The sequence below is a fragment of the Bradyrhizobium sp. UFLA05-109 genome, assembly GCF_054185165.1.
In genome coordinates this window covers 1-23,410 of the sequence record NZ_JBBIAR010000038.1, presented here as the reverse complement: position 1 = coordinate 23,410, position 23,410 = coordinate 1, and the positions used below count along the sequence as shown (strand labels likewise).

Genomic DNA, 23,410 nt, shown 5'->3' with positions numbered 1-23,410 from the left:
ATGGTGAGCAAGCTATATCCGAAGGAACCGCTTCGATCACTGCAGCGGTTTCACGCTTGGATTCACACGAAGCGAAAGCTGGGCTGGCCACTTGGCATCGTTTCTCAGCTCTGTGTTGTCCTGCTTTTTGTCGGACTGGCATCAGCGCTCGGCAGCGCGAACTAATCTAAGTTACGCTCTGTTTGTCCACAGGCCGTGAACAAAGCTGGCGGCCCGGCACCGCCCCCGCCGAAGATGTGCCGAGCCTAGCCATGCCAGCGCGCTGGCCGATCCGACCGGATGGAACCAATCATGGCGACAATATGGCTGCGCGCTAGAGCTAGGATGCAACACTGTCGACGGAATAGAGACCGCGGGCCTCAGGTTCACCGCCTCAGCCTGCGGGCGTGCGCAGCCAGCCGTTGGCGGTTGCGCCACCTCGAATACGGTCCGCATTCCGAAGAACGTTGCAGGCAAAGGCCAGCCAGCATGAGCGCTTTAGCTGGTCCTTTCATGCAACGGCTTTATTTGCATTGGGGAAAAACTGGCAAATTAACGTTTGAAAGCCGAAAATCGGCATTTAATCTCCGACCATGTGAGAGTGGGAGGATACTCGTGGGCCTCTACTTACTCCTTATGGCTGCGTGTGCTGTTGGCCTGCTGCTCCTGTCGGCATTCGGCCGATAGGGCCGATACTGAGCGCATTTGTTGCCGCGAATCCTCAGCCAGAGCTGAAACTGTTGGGTCCAGCACGATCGCTTTTGACTGTGCATGAATCGGCGCATTCACTCTGAGCATGGACGTGGTCGCTACTTTTTCGTCTTGCTCGTCGCCGCGAGCGTAGCGGTTTTGTCATGCGATCGATGCAATGCGCTCCTGATCGAACCGGGCGTGACCTGCTGGCGGTATCTCGCAATTGACGTATCGGTGGTCACGATATCAATCGCCTGCACCTAGTTGGGATTCCAGGAGGGGCAACATGCCCTGAAAGCCGGTTGTAGAAACCATGGAGGTTAAAGTTATGCTTGTGATTTACTTGCCGATCATCATTTTCGAAGCAATGCTCGAAGTGATGGCGAAACAGAATGTATCAGCGACGACAACGAAGCCGGTAAGTTTTGATTAGACCACCCGGACTGCTCATTATGGCAAGCCTGCGAGAGCGGGACCTACGTGAGGCTCCTGAAGACAGAAGCCGCTAGCTCAGATGGGTCTCACGCAAATCTTGCGTTCCGGGAAAAACATGCAATACAATGGTTCTATCTCGTTTTGAAGTTACTACTGAAGTGTATTTGACCATCACCAACGATTTTCGGACGAGGCTATGCTTACCGCCCTCATCCTCATATGCTCCGCTTCGATTGCGCCGCATCCCGATGACTGCACGCGCTACAATGCGAGCACGATCATACGGGTGCCGACTGAGTTTGGCAGCCCGGCCACCTGCTTCATGCAGGCCCAAGCTTACCTGGCTCAGAGTCCGGAAGGACAAGAGCTTGAGCTTGATCGTGATGCCCGGATCAAGTTGGTCTGTGTTCGAAGCGAAATCGTAGCCGGCATTCCGGTTCAGCGCAGATAGGGGAAACCGGACGGCCGCAAGCAGGTCACGCTGCGTGATGCCGGCGAGTACATCGCTAAGCTTCCCAAGGCCGCGCATGACGCGCCGGAATGGCAGGCCGCCGATGGAAGCCCTGATCCTGGTGGCCGAGCAAGGCGGCCCGACGATGCTCGCCCGGATTGGCATCATGCGTGCCTTGAACTGCGGAAAGCCGTCGCCAGATTCCGGAATGCAGCGCGCTCACCGCTTGTTGTAAGCTTGCTGCCCGATCTGCGCCGGACGCGGCGTGAGGACCGCGATCTGATGCGGCGACGCTGGCATTCCCGCCATCGTCTGTATGAAAGGCAAGTGGTCCTGCTCCGCGCCAGCCGGTCCCAGCACCATCAATTGATGCGGTGTGATCGGGAGGCCCGCGATTTCATAAACCGGCAGGTCCACTGCGACAACGTCGATGGTGCCCAGTATGAGAGTGGCAAGTGCGACGCCCGATAATCGATAAAACATGATACGACTCCATTTCTCGAAATCTTCGGTCAGCTCCGATGCGCATTCAGGGCGGGCCGGACGCGGCGAGCCGCCACAGCGCAGAAAATGAGACGTGATGAAAGACATGTTGGCGCGGTGGCGGTGCTCACAAGATCACCATGGCGATGCTAGTGCCGGCCGTGGGCGGAAGTCCTTAAGCCGTCCTTACATTTGGCTGAGCTTTCTCTTAAGGATGCCGGGAGTGCCGAGGCCCGCTGGTTCACGCTTTGGCGGGCCTTGTCGTTCACCGCCTTAACCGTCGGCAATGTATCGCGAGCCGCTGGCGGTTGCGCCTCCTGCGCGATCGGCGTTTGGTACCGAACCCGGGAATTTTTCGAGTGGTCCTGATCTATTTTCTGCCGAGCCAAATTTGCTGCTGTGTGGGAATTGGGCTTTAAGCAATCGGGCCGCTAGGGAAAGCCTGGCGGCCCACCACGCCCAAGCCGACGCGCTCGAGATATAAGAGCAAGCGCGACTACGTCGGCTGCGATACCGCTCATTGGCTCATTCCGAGACCATTGCGGATAAGGAAGTCGAGAGCCCACCTCACCAAGGACGACGTCAAACTGCTCAAGGCACATTCCAAAGCCCGCACCCCAGTGGCGAAGTTGTCGAAGCTGATGAAGCGGTCCGGTGCTCGTTGAGGCAAAAGGCGCGTCCGTCCAGCACTGTCTCTGCATCCGGTTGCGCCAGCGTCACGACCATCAATTCCGCGAGCGAAGCTTTAAGTGACCTGCATTACATTCTGGCCGCTCTTTCACCTGTAGTCTGCTGCTGCGGGTCCTTGATGCGACACCTCCCCCTCCGGCCAGAGCCTCGCGTCATCCACCTGCACAGCCCCCGTCGAGCGCATCGGCGGGGGCTTCTCTCGTATGGGAGCCCGCCCGAATCGCTAGCTCACCGCCGAACGTCCCTTCGCCAACCCGGAAACCGCAGCGCGCAAGCTCGTCGAGATCGCCGCCAGCATCGAGCCTGTGCAAGACGGCCGGATTCACATCGAGAAAATCAACGCGCCGTTCCTCTACGCTGAAGGCCACCGGCGTGGAGTTCGGCGCCGGCATCAAGATGGCAGTTGAGCGCAGCTGGCCCGAGCTGCACGAGAGCGGGACCTATGTGCGGCTCTTGAAGGCTGCGGCCGCCAACTGAGGCGACCCTCACTGCGTAGAAAGGCTCGTGGCAACTGCAACCAAACTCAGCAAGCGTTACCCGCGCCTCCGCCCAGCCGAATGGAACGCCAAGAAAGCGAAAACGCCCAACAGCGCGGCCCAGACAAAGAAGTGTTCAGCGATCATGCCCGCCCTCCGTTGGCAGCTTGGCAAAGCATGAAACGGACCAACCTTTTGATCCGCCGTCCTTAAAGGTGCGAAGGAAGCCCGCCATTGGCGACGGGCTTTAGGCTAGGGAGGAAACGCGCCCATGAAGAGGAAAGCCTACGATGAATCGAGCCGGTGTTGTGTGTCACGATTGACACTGTGGACGACAAAGCGCCGCGGTCATTTACCAACATAGGGTGCAGAGACACGCGGCCGTGCGCGTCCTTAACCTTCATCACTTACGTAAATTTCGGATTCGTGTTGTCGCGCAACTGCCATTCCGGGAACGTCTCTTGCAGCCGGGCGGGATGGTCTGATGCTCGACCTGCGTACCCGCACGGTTAGGGGCCGACCGTCGAGAGATGGCGGCCCGCGTTTGATAGTGCGAGTGATCTGGTCACTGTTGACTGTCGGAAATTAGAGCTGTGGCTGACCAGGGCTGGGGGCGGTCTTTCGACGATCCGATAGAGGTAGCCGGCCGCAAGCTGCTGACGCGGCGCGATGCCGGCTCTCTCTATTCGAGCGGTTGATCGTCCTCCGTAGAACGTGTCTCCTCCAACGAGCAAATGTCACCACCGCCGTAATCCTCCTCGGGCGGGGGTAGCTGCCGCTTATATCCGAGCGCGGAACGACAAACCGATTCCCAAGCGCCAGAAATCGCACGGTCGAAGAAATAAGCGACCGCAACAATGGTGCGTTCTACCAAAGAAGCTGAGAAGTTCATTGCGCGATACCTACACTCGCTGAGATGGCCCAGCGTATTGGTCCGGCTGATCCGAGACTGTGCTCTGCGTCACGGGCCAGGTAGCTCTTCCTGCGCCGTACTCCGGCCCACTCCGCCGCGCTGGCGCATGAAGGCCGCGTTCACCAGCTCGATGTAGATGCGGCCGTCCCGCATCGGCTCGATACCGGCGGCGATCTCGATCAGCTTGCGATCGATCGTAAGCGAAACCGCTTTCGGTCGACCGTGGCTGGCTGGAGCTGCACGAGACCGGGGCCTATCGATCGGCGGCCCGGCACACTGCCCCCGCCGAAACGTTTGCCGGGCCTAACCAGTCCGCGCCGGTCGAATCGTGACCGACTAGTGTCTATGCTGCGGCAGTAATGTGACTTTGGGAATTGCTCGGCTGCAACACTCGGTAGAATTCAGAGGGCAGACGAATGATGCCATGCACCAGCCGTCAAGAGGCTCGAATCGCAATCGCATTTTCAAGCGTCGGGGACCTCGGTCGATGTCCGCGCTGGTCCGATCGAAGCTCGTCGACTCCCGCTCCATCGCTGTTCAGCCCCCCAGGCCCCAGCGATGGAGCGGGGCAGGTACACTAGAGCTTGCCCAAAGCTCGACTTAACGACGCCGAACGGCGTCGCCTTCGAATACGAGGCGATAGGCCCCGTCAGCGTGAACCGGCGGGCCTGTCACGAAGCTCTGGCATGACCATTGCAAAGTAAGGGCCACTGGGACTTCAGTGATCAGTTCGTGACAAGAGCGCTGCGGGGGCTGGCATTTTGAGCCCCTATCGCACCGGGGGGAGCGTGCCGATGATGACTACTGCGCAGTGTAAAGAATTAGCCGACCAGTACAAAAAACTCTCCGCGGCGGACGGCATTTCAAAGAATCGCGAATCCGCCCTGAAGAACATCGCTAGAAGCTTTGAGGGTTTAGCCGGCCAACTGGATAGGCTGGCCGCCCTCGGGAGGGACGAAGGTAAGGCCGTCCCAGTCGCCGGCCCCTTCTGCACACCCACGACGCGCCGTAGCTCGCGTGATAAATTCACGGGCCTTTTCATTCTGGCTAAACAAAAGACCATAAGCGGCGTTCCTAATTCTCCCGAGGAAGCCAGCAGCGACCGCATCTATGCTCACTGTCCCTATGCCCCCAATAGGCGACCATATTCCGCATCGCCGCGAAATGACGCGACGGGCCATGAAGAGACATCCGACGGTCCTCTATCCGCATCGCAGCCGGGCTAGCCGTGGTGAGTCACATCCTAACGATAGAGCCGCCGGACGCGTGCCCGGCGGCTCATTGTCTGCGCCTTAGCTGGTCGATGCCCCTCCGAAGTGGCTACTTCTTTTCCACCAAGATCTGCTTGCAGTCTCCGGTGCCGACGTTCTCGGCCGTATGTCCGGGCGTCACCGGCGTGGCCTGTACCGTGCCTGCCTTTGTGTCTCGCACGTCCGACTTGCCATCGGGCGAGGCGAGCTTGGTCTTGCAGTCGGTGATATTGTAGACGATCCCCGGCAATAGGTGGGAGTGCAGTTTATCGAACACGCCTTTCTTGCGATCCACCTCGATCACACGGAAGTTCGCGTCCTCGAAGATCACCTTGTAGACGCTCGGGTCGGCCGTGTAGCTCGGCGCGGCGCTCTGTGCGGCCGAAGCAGAAGGGCTTAGGCCCACCAAGATCGCCGTACCCAGCATCATTCCAACAAACGATTTCATTGCTTTCCTCTCCTATCGGCCAATTGGCCCTCTGTGGTGAAGCATCGACGCCGCGGGGGCACTTACCCGCGACGGCGTGGTGTTCTGTGAGAGATATCGGCTATGCCGCCGCAGCAGCCCTCTGCTTCCGTCGCCACCAGACGAGCAAACCGCCACCTGCCAACATCAGGCCGGGCAGGATGCCGCCAACAATTCGAGCCGGAACGAGAACGGCGCGCGCTGCAATTGTGCAGCAGAATATTTGATAGTTCGCGTCAAAGCGTCGGCTAGACACGACATGCAACTGCTTTGCACGAGTTGCGGCGGTCCGTTACAGAACCGCGAGGGCAGATTTGCGCTTAAATACTTCCGTCGGTCCGAAGCCAACTATCGAAATGGTCGACAACCTAAATTGCGCTGAGCTCTTATGAAGAAAGGCGACGTTACCTGCCCCGAATGCTTCGCGGGCTACCGCCGAATTGAACTTGAAACGCGAAAGGGCCAACCCGGGCAGTACCGGTGCTTAGTTTGTCATCGTATCCTAGAAGTCTTCGACGGTTCGCGAGAGATCGGGTATCGATTGACGGTTCAACCGTCAAACTGGCGGCCCGAGCGGAAATAACAAGAGCCGTTCTAGGCGGCACGAATGCGGTCGCCATCGCGCTCCAGCTGCAGGCGTTAGCCGTCGTACTTGTTCCGACAGTCGGTATGCAAAACCTCTAATGCCTTGGAGCAGTTTTCGCTGGCTTGTAAAGCCGCTGAAGGAGACGCGCAATCTTGTCTGCGCGGCCCCAGATGATGCTCTCGATTGCGTGGCATCGAACATGATTAGGAGCGGACTTTATCTAGCTGAGACAACGTTTCTGGACGGCGTGGACGCCTATAACCGACATGTCATGGTGCTGCGCGATGGCACGATGCGTGGGGGCGGTGGATTTTACTATACCGTCGGAAGCTACACTTGTTCTGACGGCAAGTGGAAAGGCGAAATGACGAGCCGAGAGCATTCGCCTATTTCTCTTAGGTATCCATGGGCACGAAAGGTTCTTACCATTGGATTTACGGGAACCTATTCGGATGATGGTGCCGAGTTTGAAGCCACGGCACTGGCTGGCAAGCAATCCTTTCGGTTCAAATCGGTCTACCGGTTGCTCTTCGCGGATTGAAGAAATTTGAGAATGATAGTGAGCGTAATGAGCCTGCGTGCCGCGCACAGTTCACTCGCGCTATGCAATTTGTCCCGATGCCCCGGACGACCGACCGCTTACGGCGTTTGCAGCCCAGACCTCCCGCCCCCGCACCGATCGGGCCTCACATGGCCGGCTCGAGGAATTGGTCAGAAGCGCTCGACCGGCACGGCAAAAACATAGCCGACGCCGCGCTCGGTCTGGATTATGGGCGGTGCATCCGAATCAATCTCCAACTTGCGCCGCAGCCGCAGGACCTGAACATCGACGCTCCGATCGAAAATATTTTCATGAACCCGCGTCGCATTCAGGATATGCTCGCGTGAAAGGGGGCGCTCAGGTGCTTCCAGGAACGCCAGCAACAAGGCATACTCGCCTTTGGTTAGCGAGACTGGTGTTTCGTTGGGGTCGACGAGACGTCGGCCATTGCGCTCGAGCCGCCAGCCATTGAACCTGTAGCCGCCGCCTTCCCGCACACGGGTTTGCGCTGAACGCGACATTTCCCGGCGTCGCAGTATCGCGCGGGCACGTGCGAGCAATTCTCTGGGACTGGGCCTTACGATGTAGTCGTCGGCGCCAAGTTCGAGGCTGACGACAGAATCGACCTCGTCGGCGCAATTGCCGGTGACGATGACTGGAATATCCGATCTCGACCGGATGGATCGCAGTCGATCCAGCCCGTCATGCAGGCCGTGTGGCTGGTCCATGATGATCAAGCTGGGAAGCGTTCCGGCGCGGTTCAACTCGCTCCAGTCGGACGAGCAACTGGTCGGGAAATTGTGGTCGGAAAAATAGCTGCTCACTGTCTGCCGCATCAACGGATCATTGTTGACGATCAGGACATAGCCTGTCGCTCCGATCTCCTGGTTCATAGCTTCGATTCCCGTCAGTCATCAGCCGCACTTCCGATCTCATCGCCCCCCAAATCGACGGCCGGAGTTCTTGGCCCGAGTAACCCGGACGTCGATTTACGACTGTGAACTGCTTCATATTTCACGAAAGCGTTGATCGCGGTCGATGGCGGGTTCCTGCCTGATGTCTAGCTCGACGAGGATAATGAAGGGCTCGGCGGGCCCCAGTCGCTTTTTCGCTTCCCCTGCGCTCCAGCTCCGCCGGACACGCTTCATCCTTTGGTCCCGGCGTGGCTGCGCCACGCATAACCCGAAGGGCGAAAGGTGGTCCGCCCCGGCAATTTGAACATTTTTTGAGTGTTCAAGTACTTAGGCTAGGGGTGGTAACCGAAAAACCGCGTTGAAGACTTTAAGGTTTTTAAAGGGTGGTTACGCCCTGCCCTCGCACCGGTGAAAACAAGAGCCGGCGGTGCGTTTTCTTCCCGCCGTTTCCGACAGCCCGGCCCCCGAAATAACGCACCACGCCTTCGTCCACGAGCGACCGCCTGCACGCGCGCGCCTCGTCAAATCCTATATGTCCTGCGGATCGGTCAGCCCTCCAATATAGGCGCGTGACCGAAGCGGCGCCGGCTAGAAAACGCAGGAACGGCGGGCCCTACTGCGCATTCAAACGGGGTGAGGCAGCTAGCTCTGGCTGCCTTAGGCGGCTCGCTGATCCTCTTCATCCTGTGGTTGGGACAGCACGAGCAACCACCGATTGGTCAAGTCGAGCATCTATATCGGCTATCCGCTGAAAAGAAGACAAGGGGAGCGTCGGCGGGTCAGAGGAGAGAGCGCCAACCGAGCGAACAAAGCACTACAGCCACTTCTTCCAGCGGAAGAGCATATACGGGCCGATCGCCGAGCAAGCCATCAGCGTGATCGCCAGGGGATAGCCCCAGTGCCAATCGAGCTCCGGCATCTCCTTGAAGTTCATGCCGTAGATCGAGGCGATGACGGTCGGCGGCATGAAGATGACCGCGATCACCGAAAACAGCTTGATGATGTCGTTCTGAAGGAGGTTGATACGGCCGAGTGTCGAGTCCAGCAGGAACTGCACTTTTTGCGCCTTGAAGCTCGCGTCGTGCTCCATCGTCTGCAGATCGCGCAACGCCGTCTTTGTTGCCTCACGCACGGACTTCGGCGCATTTTCGGGACGCCCTTCCGACATCAAAAAGAGCAGAAGGCGTTCGACAGACACCATACTTTCGCGCAGATTCGAGATTTTTTCGTCCGCGCGGCCGAGCGTATCGAGCGTTTCTGAGTAAATCTGATTGCGCTTTCTCTTATCACCTTTGACCCGGAAGACCGCGCTCGCAATCCGATCGAGGCTTTCGCCTGACTTGCTGAGCGCCCTCGCTGTTCGGTTGAGGGAAGTGTTGATCAGACCGAGCGCCACCACGTCGGGAAACAGGGCCTGCGCCGGCGCTTTGCAGAGCTTCTGCGAGAACAGATCAAACGTTTCGACCGGATGATAGCGCACGGTGACCAGCGCGGTCGGCGCGATGACGAAGGTGACGCCAGTCACGTCGGGCGTGTCCTCGGGTTCGCTGATGAAGAGCGCGTGCAGATAGTGCACGCCGTTCTCCGAATAAAATGCCTCAGGAGGCTCCGTAAAATCGGGGTCGGCCTTGGTCGGTACGGGCGCCCCGACGAACTCTTGAACTTTCCGATCCTCCTCGACCGTGGGATCGATCAGGTCGATCCAGATCGCGCACGGCGGGATTTGCGGGTCGGACGGTTCGAGCAGCGTGCGCTGGACCGTTGCCGTTGCGGAGCTGTCGCTCGCGACCGCAGGCTTCACAATGGCATGGACAATGATCATGAGATCGGCGACGGCATTAAGAACGTTCCGGCAGCGTTGTAGCACCTTCCATCTCGCCAATCTCTTGGAGCTTGCTCCGGAGACTCAGTTGGTCGAGGGGGCGGAGTGGAAGGGCGGCGAAGATGCTTATCCGCTGGTTCAGCAGTCGATACGCTTCCTTGAAGGCCAGCGAGACCTGAGCCGGAGTGCCCTTGGTCTCAGCCGGATCAGCGATGCCCCAGTGAGCCGTCGCTGGCTTACCGGGCCAGATCCGGGGTGCTTTGCTTGCTCCATCATCGCAAACGGTAAGCACGAAATCAAACTGCGGATCTTTTAGGAACTCGGCCGACGACTTTGATCGAAGTCCGGCGGTATCGTAGGCCGAGGCTCGCTAGCAGCCGCAGCGTTTCGGGGTGGACCTGGCCCTTCGGTTGGCTTCCGGCGCTATATCCACGAAATTTACCGACACCGATCTTGTTCAGGATTGCCTCCGCAATGATGGAGCGGGCGGAATTGCCGGTGGTTAGAAAGAGGACGTTATACGGCCGATCAGTCATGCCAATACGCCTTCTGTTCTACATGAGAGCGCGGTAGGACGCGCTATTCCCAGTTTAACCAGACGGGTGAACAGGCTCATGAAAACTTTTCTTGGGCCATCGCCTCCGTATCCGTTGCCAGCGAAGAGGCTCGAACGTAAGCAAGCCCGCCCGATTGTTGCTCGCCTGCCCAAATCCTGCATTGTTGTCACATCATTGTAATGGTGACGCGAGCCAAATTAACCGAGAGCCCCGCACCCAACCTGGGGCCGCGAACCACCAGGATAACCCCTTTCGCGTTTCGCAGCCGCGCGACGCCTATTCCTCCCACGATGGCACCGCCGGCTCCGATCGCAATATAGTTGCCAGTTAAATCACCGGGAGTACGCAAATTCAGGGCTCGCCCTTCATACTCACTGACGGTTAGCGCCAGCGTGGCTCCAAAACTCGCACCGGAAACCTCGAACGGGTACGTCCTCCCGTGGAACGTTAGCGTGCCGCTACCATTACCAACGCCCGCGATAACCCCTGCGGTGCCGATGAGAACTCGCACGGTGCCAGTGTCTGCTGGCGATGGATTGACCGTAGTCGCCCACGCCGCGATCGCCAAAAAAGCAGAAGCAATCACACTGCGAAAGTCACGCATGTTTCTAGCCTCGTGATGAGTGGCGATCAAAAACAAGCTTGGAGAAGTCATGATTGTACGTGCGGATGTTTGAGATAGATCAACGCACCAATCAGACGCCTTGGTTGCTCATGTGGCCGCTGGCGGGAAGACGGAATGACCGCTTATGATGCTGTGGACAGCTTCTCCACCGGGCACGCAAGTGCCACGGATTCGGGAGTTGCTAGGCGCCCACGATCGGCAGGAGCTGCCCATGCAAACGATCATGACAATCGGTCGAGACATCGCCAAGTCGGTTTTCAGCCGCGAGCTCAGGCGCCGTTTCGTGCTGTCGTTCTTTGAGAAGTTGCCGCCCTGCCCGGCAGGAATCGAGGCTAGCGCATCATCGGCCGTAGGCGATGATGCTCCGTTGCCGCCGATCACCACCGTCCCGGATGCTGGCGGGCCTCGTGTTAGCCGTGGCGGACGCGGTGGCCGCCAGTTATGTCTCGCCGGGCGAGGCGACCGACATCGCCAAGGTTATCGACGTCTTCGTGAGGGCATATCAGACCGCTGAACTGGACGAGAGCTCGTAGCGCGCTCGCGCATGAGCGATGCCGAGTTGCCATCGCGGTAGGTGGCTGCGATGATCAAGCCAAACAGGAAGGACCCGGCGACTGATCCTTGGCTTTGGTTAACAATGTTGACATGATTGGGTGGGGAGTGCCGTTTTACCAAGTTGGAAGGAGCCTCACTGGCGTCCAAATCCAGTTTCCCCGCGCTAGGACCATTTGATGGGCAAGAGGGCTAAACGGCGATGTCCAAATTGTGCAGCAGAGTATTTGGTCGTTCGCGTCGAAGCGGAACCTACATACGGCGAGCAAGTGCTTTGCACTAGTTGCGGCGGTCCATTGCGGAACCGTGAGGGTCGATTTGCGCTTCAATACTACCGGCTGTCCGGGTCTGAAGCTAACTACCGGAATGGCCGACAACCTAAATTGCGGTGAGTTTCCGATGAGGAAAAGCGACGTTATCTGCGCGGATTGCTCCGCTGGCTACCGCCGAATTGAGCTTGAGACACGAAAAGGCCAACCCGGGCAGTATCAGTGTTTGGTCTGCAACCGCATCCTAGAGGTCTTCGATGGCTCGCGAGAGATCGCGTATCGGTTGACGGTTCAACCATCAGAGTTGCGGCCTCAACGGCAGTGAACGATCTGTTCTAGGACGGCATCCTGCGCCACTGTGCGCGCGAGAACCCCTCCGGATCGCCCATCGTTTGGCTATAGGAGACTAGCTGCCCTACGTGCATGTCGCAGTTTTGTCATCGAACAATGGTCCGATCCAGCTGGTGGCCGAGGGGTCAGCCAAGCCCGCCGGCCAGGACCGATGGAGACCGACATGCATTTGTGCACGATGCGCGCCCTCCGCTTCGCTCTTCTGCCGCTCGCCGCCTTTTTCGGCTTCAGCTCTCAAGTCTACCCGCCCGAGGCCCTACTCATCCCTCACGCGGGGGCACTTATCCTCAGTGTCCTCGATGAGCATGTCGAGTTGGTTCGCCAGATCGCTCAAAGCTCTCCAGTCACCTTGGCGTAACGCGGCACCTTCGGCCAGCTTCCGCCATTCGCTGGCGAGTTGTAGCCAAGCTTCCTTATCGATCGGATCGTCTGCGTGCTTCGCAGATTTGCGGCATTCCTCGGCCTTCCAGCGGAACCGATCTGCGGCACCCTCGGACATGGCGAGCACCCCGCGCGTCCCCTCCCGCATCGTCCCACGCTAGGCCGAAACCAACGAGGGTCGTTGAGCCAAATCAAGGAGCATCGGAGAACGCTGCCGGTCAACAAACGGGCCACCAAAACCGAGTGGCCTTTACCAGGAACATAACGCCATGACCTCAAACGCGAGCCACTGTAGCCAGTCCAATAACAAGACCATTAACACCACGGTGAGCATCATTCCTCCGTCCCCGTCTTGTCGTGGACGCAGATAAGAGAGCGGCACGGTTAGTCAGTAAGCAATACGCGACAATAGGAAAATTAGGATTTCAAAACTAAGTCTGTCTCGGCTTCTTCTCTGGATGGCAGAGACCGCAGTCGATCCGACTACCCAGCACGGCAAAGCCTTGATGCCTAAGTTGGTCCGCCCTCTGGCGTGCCTCTGCATAGTTGGGAAATTGTTCCCAGAAATAAGTGACACCGCGTCCGGCGCGGATCACCCGTTTTTCTTCACCTAGACCGTTTCGACACCCTATGCAATCGGAGCGGTGGATGCGAACTCGCCGGACCATCTTGTCCCAAAACACCCAGAACATGACGCAGTGACCCCCATGCGGCTCAGCCAGCATAGCGAGCTGGTCGGGTAACTTAAAGTCGCCATGACGCGGCTGTACTCTTGGTCAGCTAATGGGTCACGAGCTTCGTCCTCTGCGAGAGATGCCTACCAGGCAACTTCCGCTATGCCCCGCAAGCGAACGAGGTTTGTGCGGCGGTGCAATGCGGCGCGACGGACTTAATATGACGAGCCGTTTTTTGGGGTCTAAAGTGTGCCGAGACACTCGTTGCCGATGCTTTCGACCAAGGCTGGACCGCCTAGTTCAACATGCGGGCCGGTGTTATCCGCATGTCATCCAGCAAGCCCGGAGGAATGCATCGTGACCGAACTGGGACCTGCCGACGTCCTTCATGAGGTCGAGAGCTTGCACGATGAGGTTGAGCGCGAAGGGCGGGAGATCAGCGGCCGCTGGCGCGACTGGATCGAACGTGAGAACTTCGCAGCGAGCGCTCTGAACTTTGCCCATTATCTCGCCTTCCGCCGACGCGATATCCGCCCGCTGCAGCGACGGATGATGCAGTTCGGCCTCTCCTCGCTCGGTCGTGCCGAGAGCCGCGTCCTGCCTACGCTCGACGCCGTACTCAACACCCTTCGGTCGGCCGTGGCCGGCGCAGCATACACGCAGGTCGCATCAGAGGAATTCTTCGCCGGGGAGGCACGAATCGCGGCTAGTGCCGAGGAACTCCTCGGACCGCTGTCACCGCACAGCCCGGTGCGGCTCATGGTCACTCTTCCCTCTGAGGCTGCCGACAATGCCGCCTTCGTGATCCGCCTCGCCGAACTCGGCGTCGAGGCGATCCGTATCAACTGTGCTCATGATGACGACAACACCTGGGCACGGATGATCGAACAGGTCGAGAGGACAGGGGAGCGGACGGGCCGGCGGATGAAAATCTTCATGGACTTGGCCGGTCCGAAGATTCGCACGGGTGTATTCCGCAGCGATAAGGGCTTGAAACGTGTCGCGCTCAAAGAGGAGCTGGCGATCGCCTTGCCCGGCCAGCTCGGCCGCACCCCGGGATCGACGCCGGCGATCGAGTGCACCCTAGCCGAGGCCTTGCGGGCCGCTGAGCCCGGCCATCGCATCTTGATCGACGACGGCAAGCTCAACACCACCGTCGTGCGACGCGAACCCTGGGGCGTCGTCGTCGAAGTGACCGCCGGGCCTGACGAGAAGGGCTACAAGCTTAAGCCCGAGAAGGGCGTCAACTTTCCTGACACCGACTTCAGCATCCCTGCCCTGACCGATGACGACCGCGTCGCGCTGCGCTTCGTCGCCCGGCACGCGGACGCCGTGGAGTTCTCGTTTGTCCAGAGCCATGAGGATGTCGCGGAATTGCAGGAGGCGCTCGCGCGGGAGCGCCCCGAAGACTGGCCCCGGCTGGGGATGGTCCTCAAGATCGAGACCTTGCGCGCGGTCAGGAACCTGCCCGACATGCTGGTCCGGGCGGCCGGACGGCAGCCCGCCGCGATCATGATCGCGCGCGGCGATCTGGCCGTGGAGATCGGCTTCGTGCGTCTGGCTGAAATGCAGGAGGAAATCCTCTGGCTGGGCGAGGCGGCGCACGTTCCGGTGATCTGGGCCACACAAGTGCTCGAAAGCTACCTAAAGACCGGCGTGCCCACGCGCGGCGAGATGACTGATGCAGCGATGGCGGCTCGTGCGGAATGTGTGATGTTGAACAAGGGACCTTATCTTTTCGAAGGCATCGAGCACCTGGATCTGCTTCTCGGCCGCATGAGCGGGCATATCAGCAAAAAGACGCCGCAGCTTCGCCCGCTCCTAAGCTGGTGACCGGTCGCCCCAAGGCTGAAGCCGGTGTTGCGAGGCGCGTCCGCTTGTCTCTTCAGTTGAGGGAACTCCATCGGCAGTGGCGCGCATTTTGATAGGGGCAAATCGGATTGAAGGCCCTTGCGGGAGCACTCGGCCGATGTCGCTAACATGGTTCAATCGCGACTGGGCTGGCCGAGCAGAGATTCCGGTGATGTTCCGCTATGCTCTGAAAGCGGACGGGCGCTTCCCGGATGCACCGCCACTTCGACATCGCAGCCTCCTGAATCGGTGTCTTCGAGCGGGGCTGCGGATGCGCCCGAACGCTGACAATCAGGTGCGCGGAATCGTCTCCCTCACGACGCCTTTCGCTTCCTCTTCCGATTCATAGATGTGTGGCGCGACACCCCTCTGCTCCAGTGTATCCCCGAGCTTGGCTCGCATGAACGCGCTTGTTGCAAAGCGTGTGACGCCGAGAAAATAGCGATCGCCGACCTCATTCACGGCGTCGATGTAGGCATCCTCGAAGTCGCGGTCGAGTTCGAACCCGTCGTAATTGACAACGGCATAGACCTTGTGGCCGAGAGGTTCGACGATCGACCGAATTCGCTCCTTGTATCTCTCGATGACGTCCTGCGTCTTCACCACCAATTCGGATTGGTTGATGAAGAGGATATTGTGGTCGCGATCGTAATTGAAACGCGCGTCAAAAGGCAGCCGCAGCATGTCTTCGCGGAGCCCCATCGGTTCTGCCCTGAAGATGCGAGGGTCCATCTCACGCGGATGACGCACGATCGGTTCGAAATCCATCCTGTTGAGGATGTCGCGCTTGATGTCGATGCCGGGAGCAATCTCGATCAACTCGAGCCCTTCTTTCGTGAGTCGAAATACGCAGCGCTCGGTGATGTAGAGGACTTCTTTGTCATTTTGCGCAGCAAACGCGCCCGAGAACGTACGATGTTCGACTTCGTTGACGAACTTCTTGGACCTACCATCCCGCTCGATCAACAACTTGCCGTCCACTACCGCGACTTCGAGGTCTCCAGCTGTGAAGGTGCCGAGAAAATAAATCTTCTTCGCATTCTGACTGATGTTGATGAAACCGCCGGCACCGGCGAGACGCGGTCCGAATTTTGACACGTTGAGATTTCCCTCCTTGTCGGCCTCCGCTAATCCAAGAAATGCAGCGTCGAGACCGCCGCCATCGTAGAAATCGAACTGATACGGCATGTCGATGACTGCCTGCGCATTGGTGGCGGCGCCGAAATTCGCGCCGCCCGCCGGGATGCCCCCGATGACCCCGGGCTCGGCCGTGAGCGTCATCAGGTCGGTGCATTTTTCTTCCGCGGCGACGGCGGCAACGCCTTCGGGAATGCCGACCCCAAGATTGACGACGCTGTTCGGACGCAGCTCCATCGCCGCGCGACGAGCAATGATCTTGCGATCATCCAGCGGCATCGCCTCTAGCGACGTCAGCGGAACACGAACCTCGGAAGCGAACGCCGCACTGTAGGGAGTGGCAATGGTCTGCATGTGGTGGTCGGGAGTCGTGGCCACCACGATGCAGTCGACGAGCGCGCCGGGGATCTTCACCTGCCGCGGGTTGAGCGTTCCCAGATCGGCCACGCGCTCGACCTGTGCGACGACAAGACCTCCCGAGTTATGTGCGGCCATCGCGACCGAGAGCGTGTCGACCGTCAGGGCCTCGCGTTCCATCGTAATGTTGCCTTCGGTGTCCGCGGTCGTTCCACGTATCAACGCTACGTTGATCGGGAAGGCCTTGTAGAACAGATATTCCCTGCCACCGACGATCATCAACTCGATCAGATCCTCGGTCGTCCTTTCGTTCAACTTCCCGCCGCCGAAACGCGGATCGGCGAAGGTCCCAAGCCCGACGCGTGACAGATGGCCGGGTTTGCCTGCCGCGATGTCGCGATAGAGATGAGACAACGGCCCGAGGGGGATGTTGTAACCCTCGACTTGATTGCCGGCCACGAGCTGGTACAGGGCAGGTACCGCCGTCCAATGTCCGCCGATGAGCCGCTTGATGAGACCGGGTTGGGCGAGACGCTGAGCACCGCGCTGCTGGCCGTCGCCGGGACTGACGCACCACACCAAGGTCAGATTGCGCGGTATGCCGAGCGAGGCGGCTTCGCTGTTGCGCTCCTCATAGATCGCGGCCAATGCATGGATGACTTCCACGGCAAGGCCGATACCGAAGAATCCACCGATTGCGACCGTGTCACCCGTACGTATCAGTCGGGCGGCCTCGCGTGCCGCTACAATCTTTCCGGTCTTGCCCGATCGGGCGGTTGGAATGATCGCTACGCTCATCGACATCTCCCCTTGCTGCCGCCTGGACAGCCGGCGTCCCAATGAAGCTTCACTCGAGGCCGGGTACGCCCCGAGATCAGATCTGCCATCGGGTCGAGCGCAGTCTTGGCCGCGCCGTTCCTGTTGGTGCATCCTGCAGCGCGATCGATACATGAGGCAGGCGAACAGGCTTTTCGACCCTGCTGCACTCGGAAAGCCTCACGAGGTTGCCCTACCTTGATTTCGAAAACAGGCAAACCCGAGCTCGACCCTACGCGGACATCGCACCGTCGGGCAACCATACTGCGCCAACAACATTTTGGTCGCAACCAAATCGACGAATCTTAAGCGGCCTTGACCGACATTTGCTACCGCTCTTCCTCTGTTCGAGCTGGCAATCGGCGATGTTCCAAAACGGGCCGCCCGTATCGCAATGGCAGAGCATGCGCACTTTCGCCCAGTCGAAGATCTTCCCCTTTAGATCGGAAAAAATTAGACAAACCCGTTCTATCGCCGTCGTGCCGCATGGTGTTTTTTGACAGCCAAGACCACAGCGGAGGCGGGCAATCAACTGGAGACGTGAACGGTCGACGCTCCGATTACGGAAGTGCCTGACGGCACGTAACGCGCGGGTACCGCAACGATGCGCCTCTTGATGTGATCATCGATTAAAATTCGTCCACCATCGGGTGAATCTCCTTGGATTTGTCCGGTCGCTGCACCGACACAGAGTACAATTGGCCGCTGACCGGACGAGGCGCAACTCGTGTTGGCCGATTTTGGAGAAAGACCTTGAGTGGAGAGCGGGTCGAGCGCCGCCTTGCGGCCATACTTGCAGCTGATGTTGCAGGCTACTCACGGTTGATGGGCCTGGATGAAGAAGGCACATTGGCCGCACTCAAGGACCACAGACGCGCGGTCGTCGATCCCAAAATCGCGGAACACCGCGGGCGCATCGTCAAGACGACGGGCGACGGCATGCTTGTCGAGTTTGCCAGTATCGTCGACGGCGTACGCTGCGCCGTCGACGTCCAGCGACAAATGGCCCAGCGCAATTTCCAGATTCCGCCAGCGCGGCGCATCGAGTTTCGGATTGGTCTGAACGTGGGCGACATCATCATCGATGACAAAGACATCTATGGCGACGGCGTCAACATCGCGGCGCGCCTGGAAGCCCTGGCGGAGCCGGGAGGCATCTGCGTCAGCCGCATCGTGCGCGATGAGGTGCGCGACAAGCTCCATTTTTCGTTCGAGGACATGGGCGAGCACCAGGTCAAGAACATCGCACGGCCGGTGCCGATCCATCGCGTTCGGTTCGATACGCCGGCCGATGAGGCAATCGCCGCAGCGCTCACCGCGACCCGCTCGGCACGACCACTGCCGCAGAAGCCGTCAATCGCGGTGTTGCCTTTTGCGAATATGAGCGGTGACGCCGAACAGGAGTATTTCTCGGAGGGCATCACCGAGGACATCATCACTAACCTGTCGCACAACCATTCATTTTTTGTCATCTCGCGCAGCACCTCCTTTGCTTACAAGGGTCCGGGAGTGGACGTGGGCAAAGTGGGGCGTGAACTCGGCGTGCGGTACGTGCTCGAAGGCAGTGTGCGGCGGGCCGCAAATCGCGTCCGTATCTCCGCGCAGCTGATCGAGGCGGCGACTGGTCACCACCTGTGGGCGGATCGCTACGATCGCGAACTGGCCGATGTCTTTGCCCTCCAGGACGAGATCGCACGCAGCATTACTGGCGCGATCGAGCCCGGCATTATTGCGGCGGAGATTCGGCAGGCACGGCGCAAGAAACCGGATCAACTCGATGCCTGGGACCGGATCGTACGCGCCCATTGGCATATTCGTCGCTTCACGCACGAGGACCTGGCGGAGGCGCGCCGCCTGGTAACTGAAGCCATCTTGCTGGATCCGGCAAATTCGATGGCGTACGCCGATCTCGCCTTTGCTCGGCATTTTGAGGCGGTGTTCGGCTGGGGCGACGGACCAATCGAGTCGCATCGAAAGCTCGGAGAAGCGGCGTGGAAAGCGGTTGCCGCCGACGACAGCGACGCAATGGCTCATACGGCGCTGGCGATCTTCGAGCTGTTTTCCGGTCGTCACGAAGAAGCCCGACGACGCCTCCGTCGTGCCCTTAACCTCAATCCCAATTCAGAGTTCGCCCGCGGCTATTTGGGCGTAAGTTATGCTTTCGGCGGCGAATATGAGGCTGCTTTGCAGCACTTAGAGGAAGCGATACGGCTCAGCCCGCGAGGCTTGCTGGTGGTCATCTGGCATGTCTGCAAGGGCTGGGCCGCGTTGCTGGCCGAACGGTACGAAGAGGCGGCTGAGTTCACAGAACTCGCCCGCGAAGCAAATCCCGAGTTTCCCGACAGTTATGCGGTCTTGGCTTCTGCCTATGGACATCTAGGTAGTATTGCAGCCTCTCGCGCTGCATTGGATCAATTGCTGCGCCGAATGCCTGGACTAACAGCGAGCGATGAGCGCCTTATTCGGCCGTTCGCGCGAGCGGCCGATCGGGAGCGGTTCATCGAGGGTCTGCGCAAAGCAGGGCTAACCTCCGATTCGGAAAAAGTCGTTGAACGGCCCGGCGCTTGTGGAGAGGATTCACAGATCGACGACGCTCGCGGCCATCGTCGACGCGCAGGCCGCCCTAACTACAATCTTCCCATCAACCTCGAATCGGGGAGAGCCTTCGGCCTCGCGGTCCCACCAACTCTCGTCCCCGGCGCTGACGATACGATCCACTAAACGTGCTGTTTGCCGCGGTGCATGGGTCCGGAAGTGGCCCCAAGCAGCGGTTGGAGGATGTCTGCTATTTCGCCGCTGTTGGGGCGTAACCAGACATGCGGTCGGCTAAGGGGCCGATGACGCGAGCGATCCCTAACCAGTGGGCGACTAGTCGCTTTCGCGACGCCGCCATGCGCCGGGACTTGCACCAACCTGTCGCTTGAAAACGCGCGTGAAGTGGGCTTGGTCAGTAAAACCGCAGACCAGCGCAAGTTCAGCGAGTGGCAACCGTGAGGTTAGCAGCAATTCCTTGGCCTTTTCGATGCGCCTTTGCAGCAGCCAACGATGTGGGGGCATGCCGTTCGATTGCGTGAATGCGCGGGAAAAATGACTTGCCGAGATTCCACAAACTGCAGCGAGAGTATTCAGGAAGAGCGAGCCGTTAAGATTGGCCTCAAGCAGTTCTTCAACGCGCCGCTGCTGCCAGGGCGCGAGCCCGCCCCGCGATCTCCTTGGCTGCGCGGACCCGCCATGCTCCACTATTAAGTGTAGTGCCGCCGCCGACAACACGTGGTCAAGAAATAGCTGACTAACCTCATCAGGTCTGTCGAACCCAGGAACCAACGAGGCGGCGAGATGGGCAATTGTAGGCTCGGATCGGAGCACGCTGATGGGCGTCCGAAATTCGCTCATGCGCGGGATTTCATGCGAATCCGCGATCACATCTAGCGTCTTTCGCGGAAAGTAGAGCTGAACGGAATTTACTGCACTCTTGAAAAGAGTTTCGTTTAGCCGTCGCAAATCCATCAAACAAACAGAGCCCGCTGGCTGAGGTGGCTCGTAAGGCAGTTGCCGCCCGTCCAGCCAATTGTCGCGATAATAGCCCTCTTGAAAGGTGATGGCAGCGATAAACGCATCCTCAATGCCCATTGGTGGAGTCTTCTCATGACCAGGATTCTCAACCGCAATCCTAGTGGCGACGATGGACGTGTTGCGCAGGGTACGGGCGATCACGTAGGGTGCCTCGTCTGCGCCGCAAAGCTCGCCCATCCGCCTGCCAAACGATCCCTTCTGACCTGGCATTAGTCATCCTTTTTGAGTGCCGACCCTGTCGGCCAGTTTTATTCAAAAAGGGGCTCCGGAGTGTGGTTAGACTTATGGTTCTGTCGGCCACATCACTGGCAAAGCCGGCCAACAAAGGGGCCCAGGAGCGGTCAAAATGAAGCTTCGCCGACCATCACCGTCGACCCTCGATCAGCGTACGAGCGCGGCATTCTGGGTGACCGGGGTCGCAAATGCACTTTCCGCCGAGCAGCTCGACGTGCCCCAACTTTTTCGCGATGCGGACCTAGATATCGCGATGCTCGGCGATCCTGACGCGCGCTTCGCGACCGAGCAGGTTAGCTTGCTCTGGGAATTGGCCCTTGCACGGTCCGGCCCTGCGGTCGGGCTGGTCGGCGCTTCGCACGCCAGGCCTGGGCATTTCGGCGTGGTGGCTTACCCTTTGATGTCTGCGCCTGACTTGCTCGGAGTTCTGCATCGGATCGTTCGGTACATCGCGATCGTCAGCGACGCCGCGATGGTTTCCCTCCACAAGCAAGGCGATAGCTATCGCCTGGCCTTGGACTTGAATCCAGGATCCCGTCCGGTGCCCCACCAGCGCTTCGCCTTCGACTTGCTTCAGTTCCTCTCCTTCTGCCGTTGGGTGACCAATGCCGACCTGAAGCCCGTTGGGGTGGAACTCAGCCATCCCGGGGATTCGAGCGACGCGTTCAAGGCGGCATTTGGCTGTTTGCCCAGGTTCGGGGCCCGGGAGAACGCGCTGCTATTCTCGTGCGCCAACGTGACCCAACCGCTGCCGACCGCCCATCGTCGGCTGTCGGCTGTCCATGACCGCATCGCGACCGAGCATCTGCAGCGGGTTTCAGGTTCGCGGTTCACGCCTCGCGTGCGTGCGGAGATCGTGCGTTGGCTACATGACGGTACACCGACACGGGCTGCCATGGCTCGCGCGCTCGCAATAAGCGAGCGGACCTTGTACCGCCGGTTGAGCGATGAAGGAACATCGTTTCAGAACCTGGTCGAGGAGACCCGCCGAGAGCTGGCGGAAGACTATCTAGCGCGCCGAGACCTGTCCGCGGCTGAGGTCGCCTATTTGCTGGGGTTCAAGGATCAAGGCAGCTTTTTTCGCGCTGCGCAGCGCTGGTTCTCAATGACGCCCCAAGCGTATCGTCTGCGAGCTGCATTGGCGGTCGAATAAGATAGAGCAAGCTCGAAGCTCAATGCGGACATGCCGCAATCAGCAACGCTGCCGATTGCGGATGCGAGCAAGATCGTCAAGAGCTTTCACGTGAAGCCCGGCCGCATAGGTCGCTGCGATTCGCACTCGCCAATAAGCTCGCCAGGATGGCATGGGCGATGATGGCTAGGAGCGAACGCTACAAGCAACCCGCTCTTACGGCGTGAACGAGATCACAGCCGGTCATCCGGGTGTAACGTAACGGTTGGAGAGGACGAACAGCACTTAATGCAGCGCCGGTCGATCCGGCGATCAGGACAACCCACTAGGGCCACAGCATCTTCGAATCGTGCTTTTGGCCGGGACCTGATCCGCGGAGGGCATTATGACCAGCGGTCATGGTGCCGCGCAAACAGATCCCATGAATGAGGCGCAGAGGAGCTAAGCTGCGTCATCGGAAACCGGAGGTCTGATCATGTCTCATTCGACCAATATGCTGCCGCGTTCTGTCGATTACGATCAAACGCTCATTCTGGCGATCGAGTTGAGTAACAAGAGCTGGGTCTTGGCGGCGCAGGTACCTGGCCTTTCGCAGACCAAGGCGAAGCGGACGATCGAGCCGGATAAAAATAATCTGTTGGCGGCGATTGACAGCTACCGAACCCGAGCTGCTGCCGCTGGTCGCTCGGTCAAGCGGGTGGTCACCAGCTACGAGGCCGGATGGTGCGGGTTTTGGCGAGATGGCTCATGGCGCACGGCATAGAGGTGCACGTCGTCCAGCCTTCGAGTGTACCCGTTGACCGGCGCATGCGCCGCGGTAAATCGGATGGCATCGATGCGGAATTGCTGTTGCGCACTTTGCTTGCCTGGCTTCGCGGCGAGCCCCGCGTCTGTTCGATGGTGCCGATCCCGGACGAAGCCGATGAGGATGCGCGGCGGTGTGTCCGGGAGCGGAGTGAGTTGGTCTCCGAGCGTGTCGGCCTCGTGAACAAGATCGGTGCCGTTCTGGCAACGCTAGGCACTGAAGATTACAATCCCCTTCTTCAAAGCCGTCGTCGCCGGCTAAACGCGCTGAGGACGGGCCTTGGCGATCCAATACCGCCAAATGCATTGGCCAAGATCGCGCGTTTGCTTACGAGGCTAGAACTTGTTCTTGCGCAAATTGCGGAGTTGGAACTTGAACGTGATGCCGTTGCCAAAAC

The 23,410-nt window shown here is 59.3% G+C and carries 14 protein-coding genes and 2 pseudogenes; 6 read left to right on the top strand and 10 right to left on the bottom strand.

The features are described from left to right. Positions 1–1,177: 1,177 nt before the first annotated feature. The 3 genes from Q3C01_RS26055 to Q3C01_RS26045 form a co-directional block, all read right to left on the bottom strand. Positions 1,178–1,726, bottom strand: coding sequence for a hypothetical protein (locus Q3C01_RS26055; protein WP_458148156.1), 549 nt, complete (start codon positions 1,724–1,726; stop codon positions 1,178–1,180). Between the two features lie 51 nt (positions 1,727–1,777). Continuing rightward, positions 1,778–2,149 carry a hypothetical protein gene (locus Q3C01_RS26050; protein WP_458148155.1) on the bottom strand — a complete coding sequence of 124 codons (372 nt, stop codon included), beginning with the start codon at positions 2,147–2,149 and terminating at the stop codon, positions 1,778–1,780. Positions 2,150–5,440: 3,291 nt separating this feature from the next. After that, complete coding sequence (locus tag Q3C01_RS26045) at positions 5,441–5,818, bottom strand: hypothetical protein (RefSeq protein WP_458148154.1); 378 nt, start codon at positions 5,816–5,818, stop codon at positions 5,441–5,443. 701 nt (positions 5,819–6,519) lie between these two features. Between Q3C01_RS26045 and Q3C01_RS26040 the strand changes: the two genes are divergently transcribed. Next, on the top strand, positions 6,520–6,963 hold the full coding sequence (locus Q3C01_RS26040; protein ID WP_458148153.1) for a hypothetical protein: 444 nt from the start codon (positions 6,520–6,522) through the stop codon (positions 6,961–6,963). Between the two features lie 170 nt (positions 6,964–7,133). Here Q3C01_RS26040 and Q3C01_RS26035 read toward each other — a convergent pair whose 3' ends face one another. The 4 genes and pseudogenes from Q3C01_RS26035 to Q3C01_RS26020 all read right to left on the bottom strand — a co-directional run bounded on the left by Q3C01_RS26035 (position 7,134) and on the right by Q3C01_RS26020 (position 10,860). Beyond that, positions 7,134–7,856, bottom strand: a complete 723-nt coding sequence (locus tag Q3C01_RS26035; protein WP_458148152.1) for a winged helix-turn-helix domain-containing protein — start codon at positions 7,854–7,856, stop codon at positions 7,134–7,136. Between the two features lie 835 nt (positions 7,857–8,691). Continuing rightward, positions 8,692–9,699, bottom strand: a complete 1,008-nt coding sequence (locus tag Q3C01_RS26030) for a CorA family divalent cation transporter (protein WP_458148151.1) — start codon at positions 9,697–9,699, stop codon at positions 8,692–8,694. 16 nt (positions 9,700–9,715) lie between these two features. Then, positions 9,716–10,235 (bottom strand): annotated as a pseudogene (locus Q3C01_RS26025) (arsenate reductase ArsC). Positions 10,236–10,422: 187 nt separating this feature from the next. After that, on the bottom strand, positions 10,423–10,860 hold the full coding sequence (locus Q3C01_RS26020) for a hypothetical protein (RefSeq protein WP_458148150.1): 438 nt from the start codon (positions 10,858–10,860) through the stop codon (positions 10,423–10,425). Positions 10,861–11,288: 428 nt separating this feature from the next. Here Q3C01_RS26020 and Q3C01_RS26015 point away from each other — a divergent pair, with 428 nt between their 5' ends. Continuing rightward, on the top strand, positions 11,289–11,414 hold the full coding sequence (locus Q3C01_RS26015; RefSeq protein WP_458148149.1) for a hypothetical protein: 126 nt from the start codon (positions 11,289–11,291) through the stop codon (positions 11,412–11,414). Between the two features lie 895 nt (positions 11,415–12,309). Here the strand turns inward: Q3C01_RS26015 and Q3C01_RS26010 are convergent. Continuing rightward, positions 12,310–12,552, bottom strand: a complete 243-nt coding sequence (locus Q3C01_RS26010; protein WP_458148148.1) for a hypothetical protein — start codon at positions 12,550–12,552, stop codon at positions 12,310–12,312. Between the two features lie 913 nt (positions 12,553–13,465). Here Q3C01_RS26010 and Q3C01_RS26005 point away from each other — a divergent pair. Further along, the gene (locus tag Q3C01_RS26005; RefSeq protein WP_458148147.1) at positions 13,466–14,941 is read left to right on the top strand and encodes a pyruvate kinase; all 1,476 of its coding nucleotides are present in this window, start codon (positions 13,466–13,468) and stop codon (positions 14,939–14,941) included. 309 nt (positions 14,942–15,250) lie between these two features. Here Q3C01_RS26005 and Q3C01_RS26000 read toward each other — a convergent pair whose 3' ends face one another. Beyond that, positions 15,251–17,251, bottom strand: coding sequence for an acyl CoA:acetate/3-ketoacid CoA transferase (locus tag Q3C01_RS26000; RefSeq protein WP_458148146.1), 2,001 nt, complete (start codon positions 17,249–17,251; stop codon positions 15,251–15,253). 771 nt (positions 17,252–18,022) lie between these two features. On the opposite strand from Q3C01_RS26000, the gene Q3C01_RS25995 reads away from it, so the two are divergent. Then, the gene (locus tag Q3C01_RS25995) at positions 18,023–19,990 is read left to right on the top strand and encodes an adenylate/guanylate cyclase domain-containing protein (protein ID WP_458148145.1); all 1,968 of its coding nucleotides are present in this window, start codon (positions 18,023–18,025) and stop codon (positions 19,988–19,990) included. 147 nt (positions 19,991–20,137) lie between these two features. On the opposite strand, the gene Q3C01_RS25990 is transcribed toward Q3C01_RS25995, so the two are convergent. Next, complete coding sequence (locus Q3C01_RS25990) at positions 20,138–21,052, bottom strand: helix-turn-helix domain-containing protein (protein ID WP_458148144.1); 915 nt, start codon at positions 21,050–21,052, stop codon at positions 20,138–20,140. A gap of 136 nt (positions 21,053–21,188) precedes the next feature. Here Q3C01_RS25990 and Q3C01_RS25985 point away from each other — a divergent pair, with 136 nt between their 5' ends. Further along, positions 21,189–22,229, top strand: a complete 1,041-nt coding sequence (locus Q3C01_RS25985) for an AraC family transcriptional regulator (RefSeq protein ID WP_458148143.1) — start codon at positions 21,189–21,191, stop codon at positions 22,227–22,229. Positions 22,230–22,683: 454 nt separating this feature from the next. Then, positions 22,684–23,410: pseudogene (locus Q3C01_RS25980) on the top strand (IS110 family transposase); the annotation flags it as partial.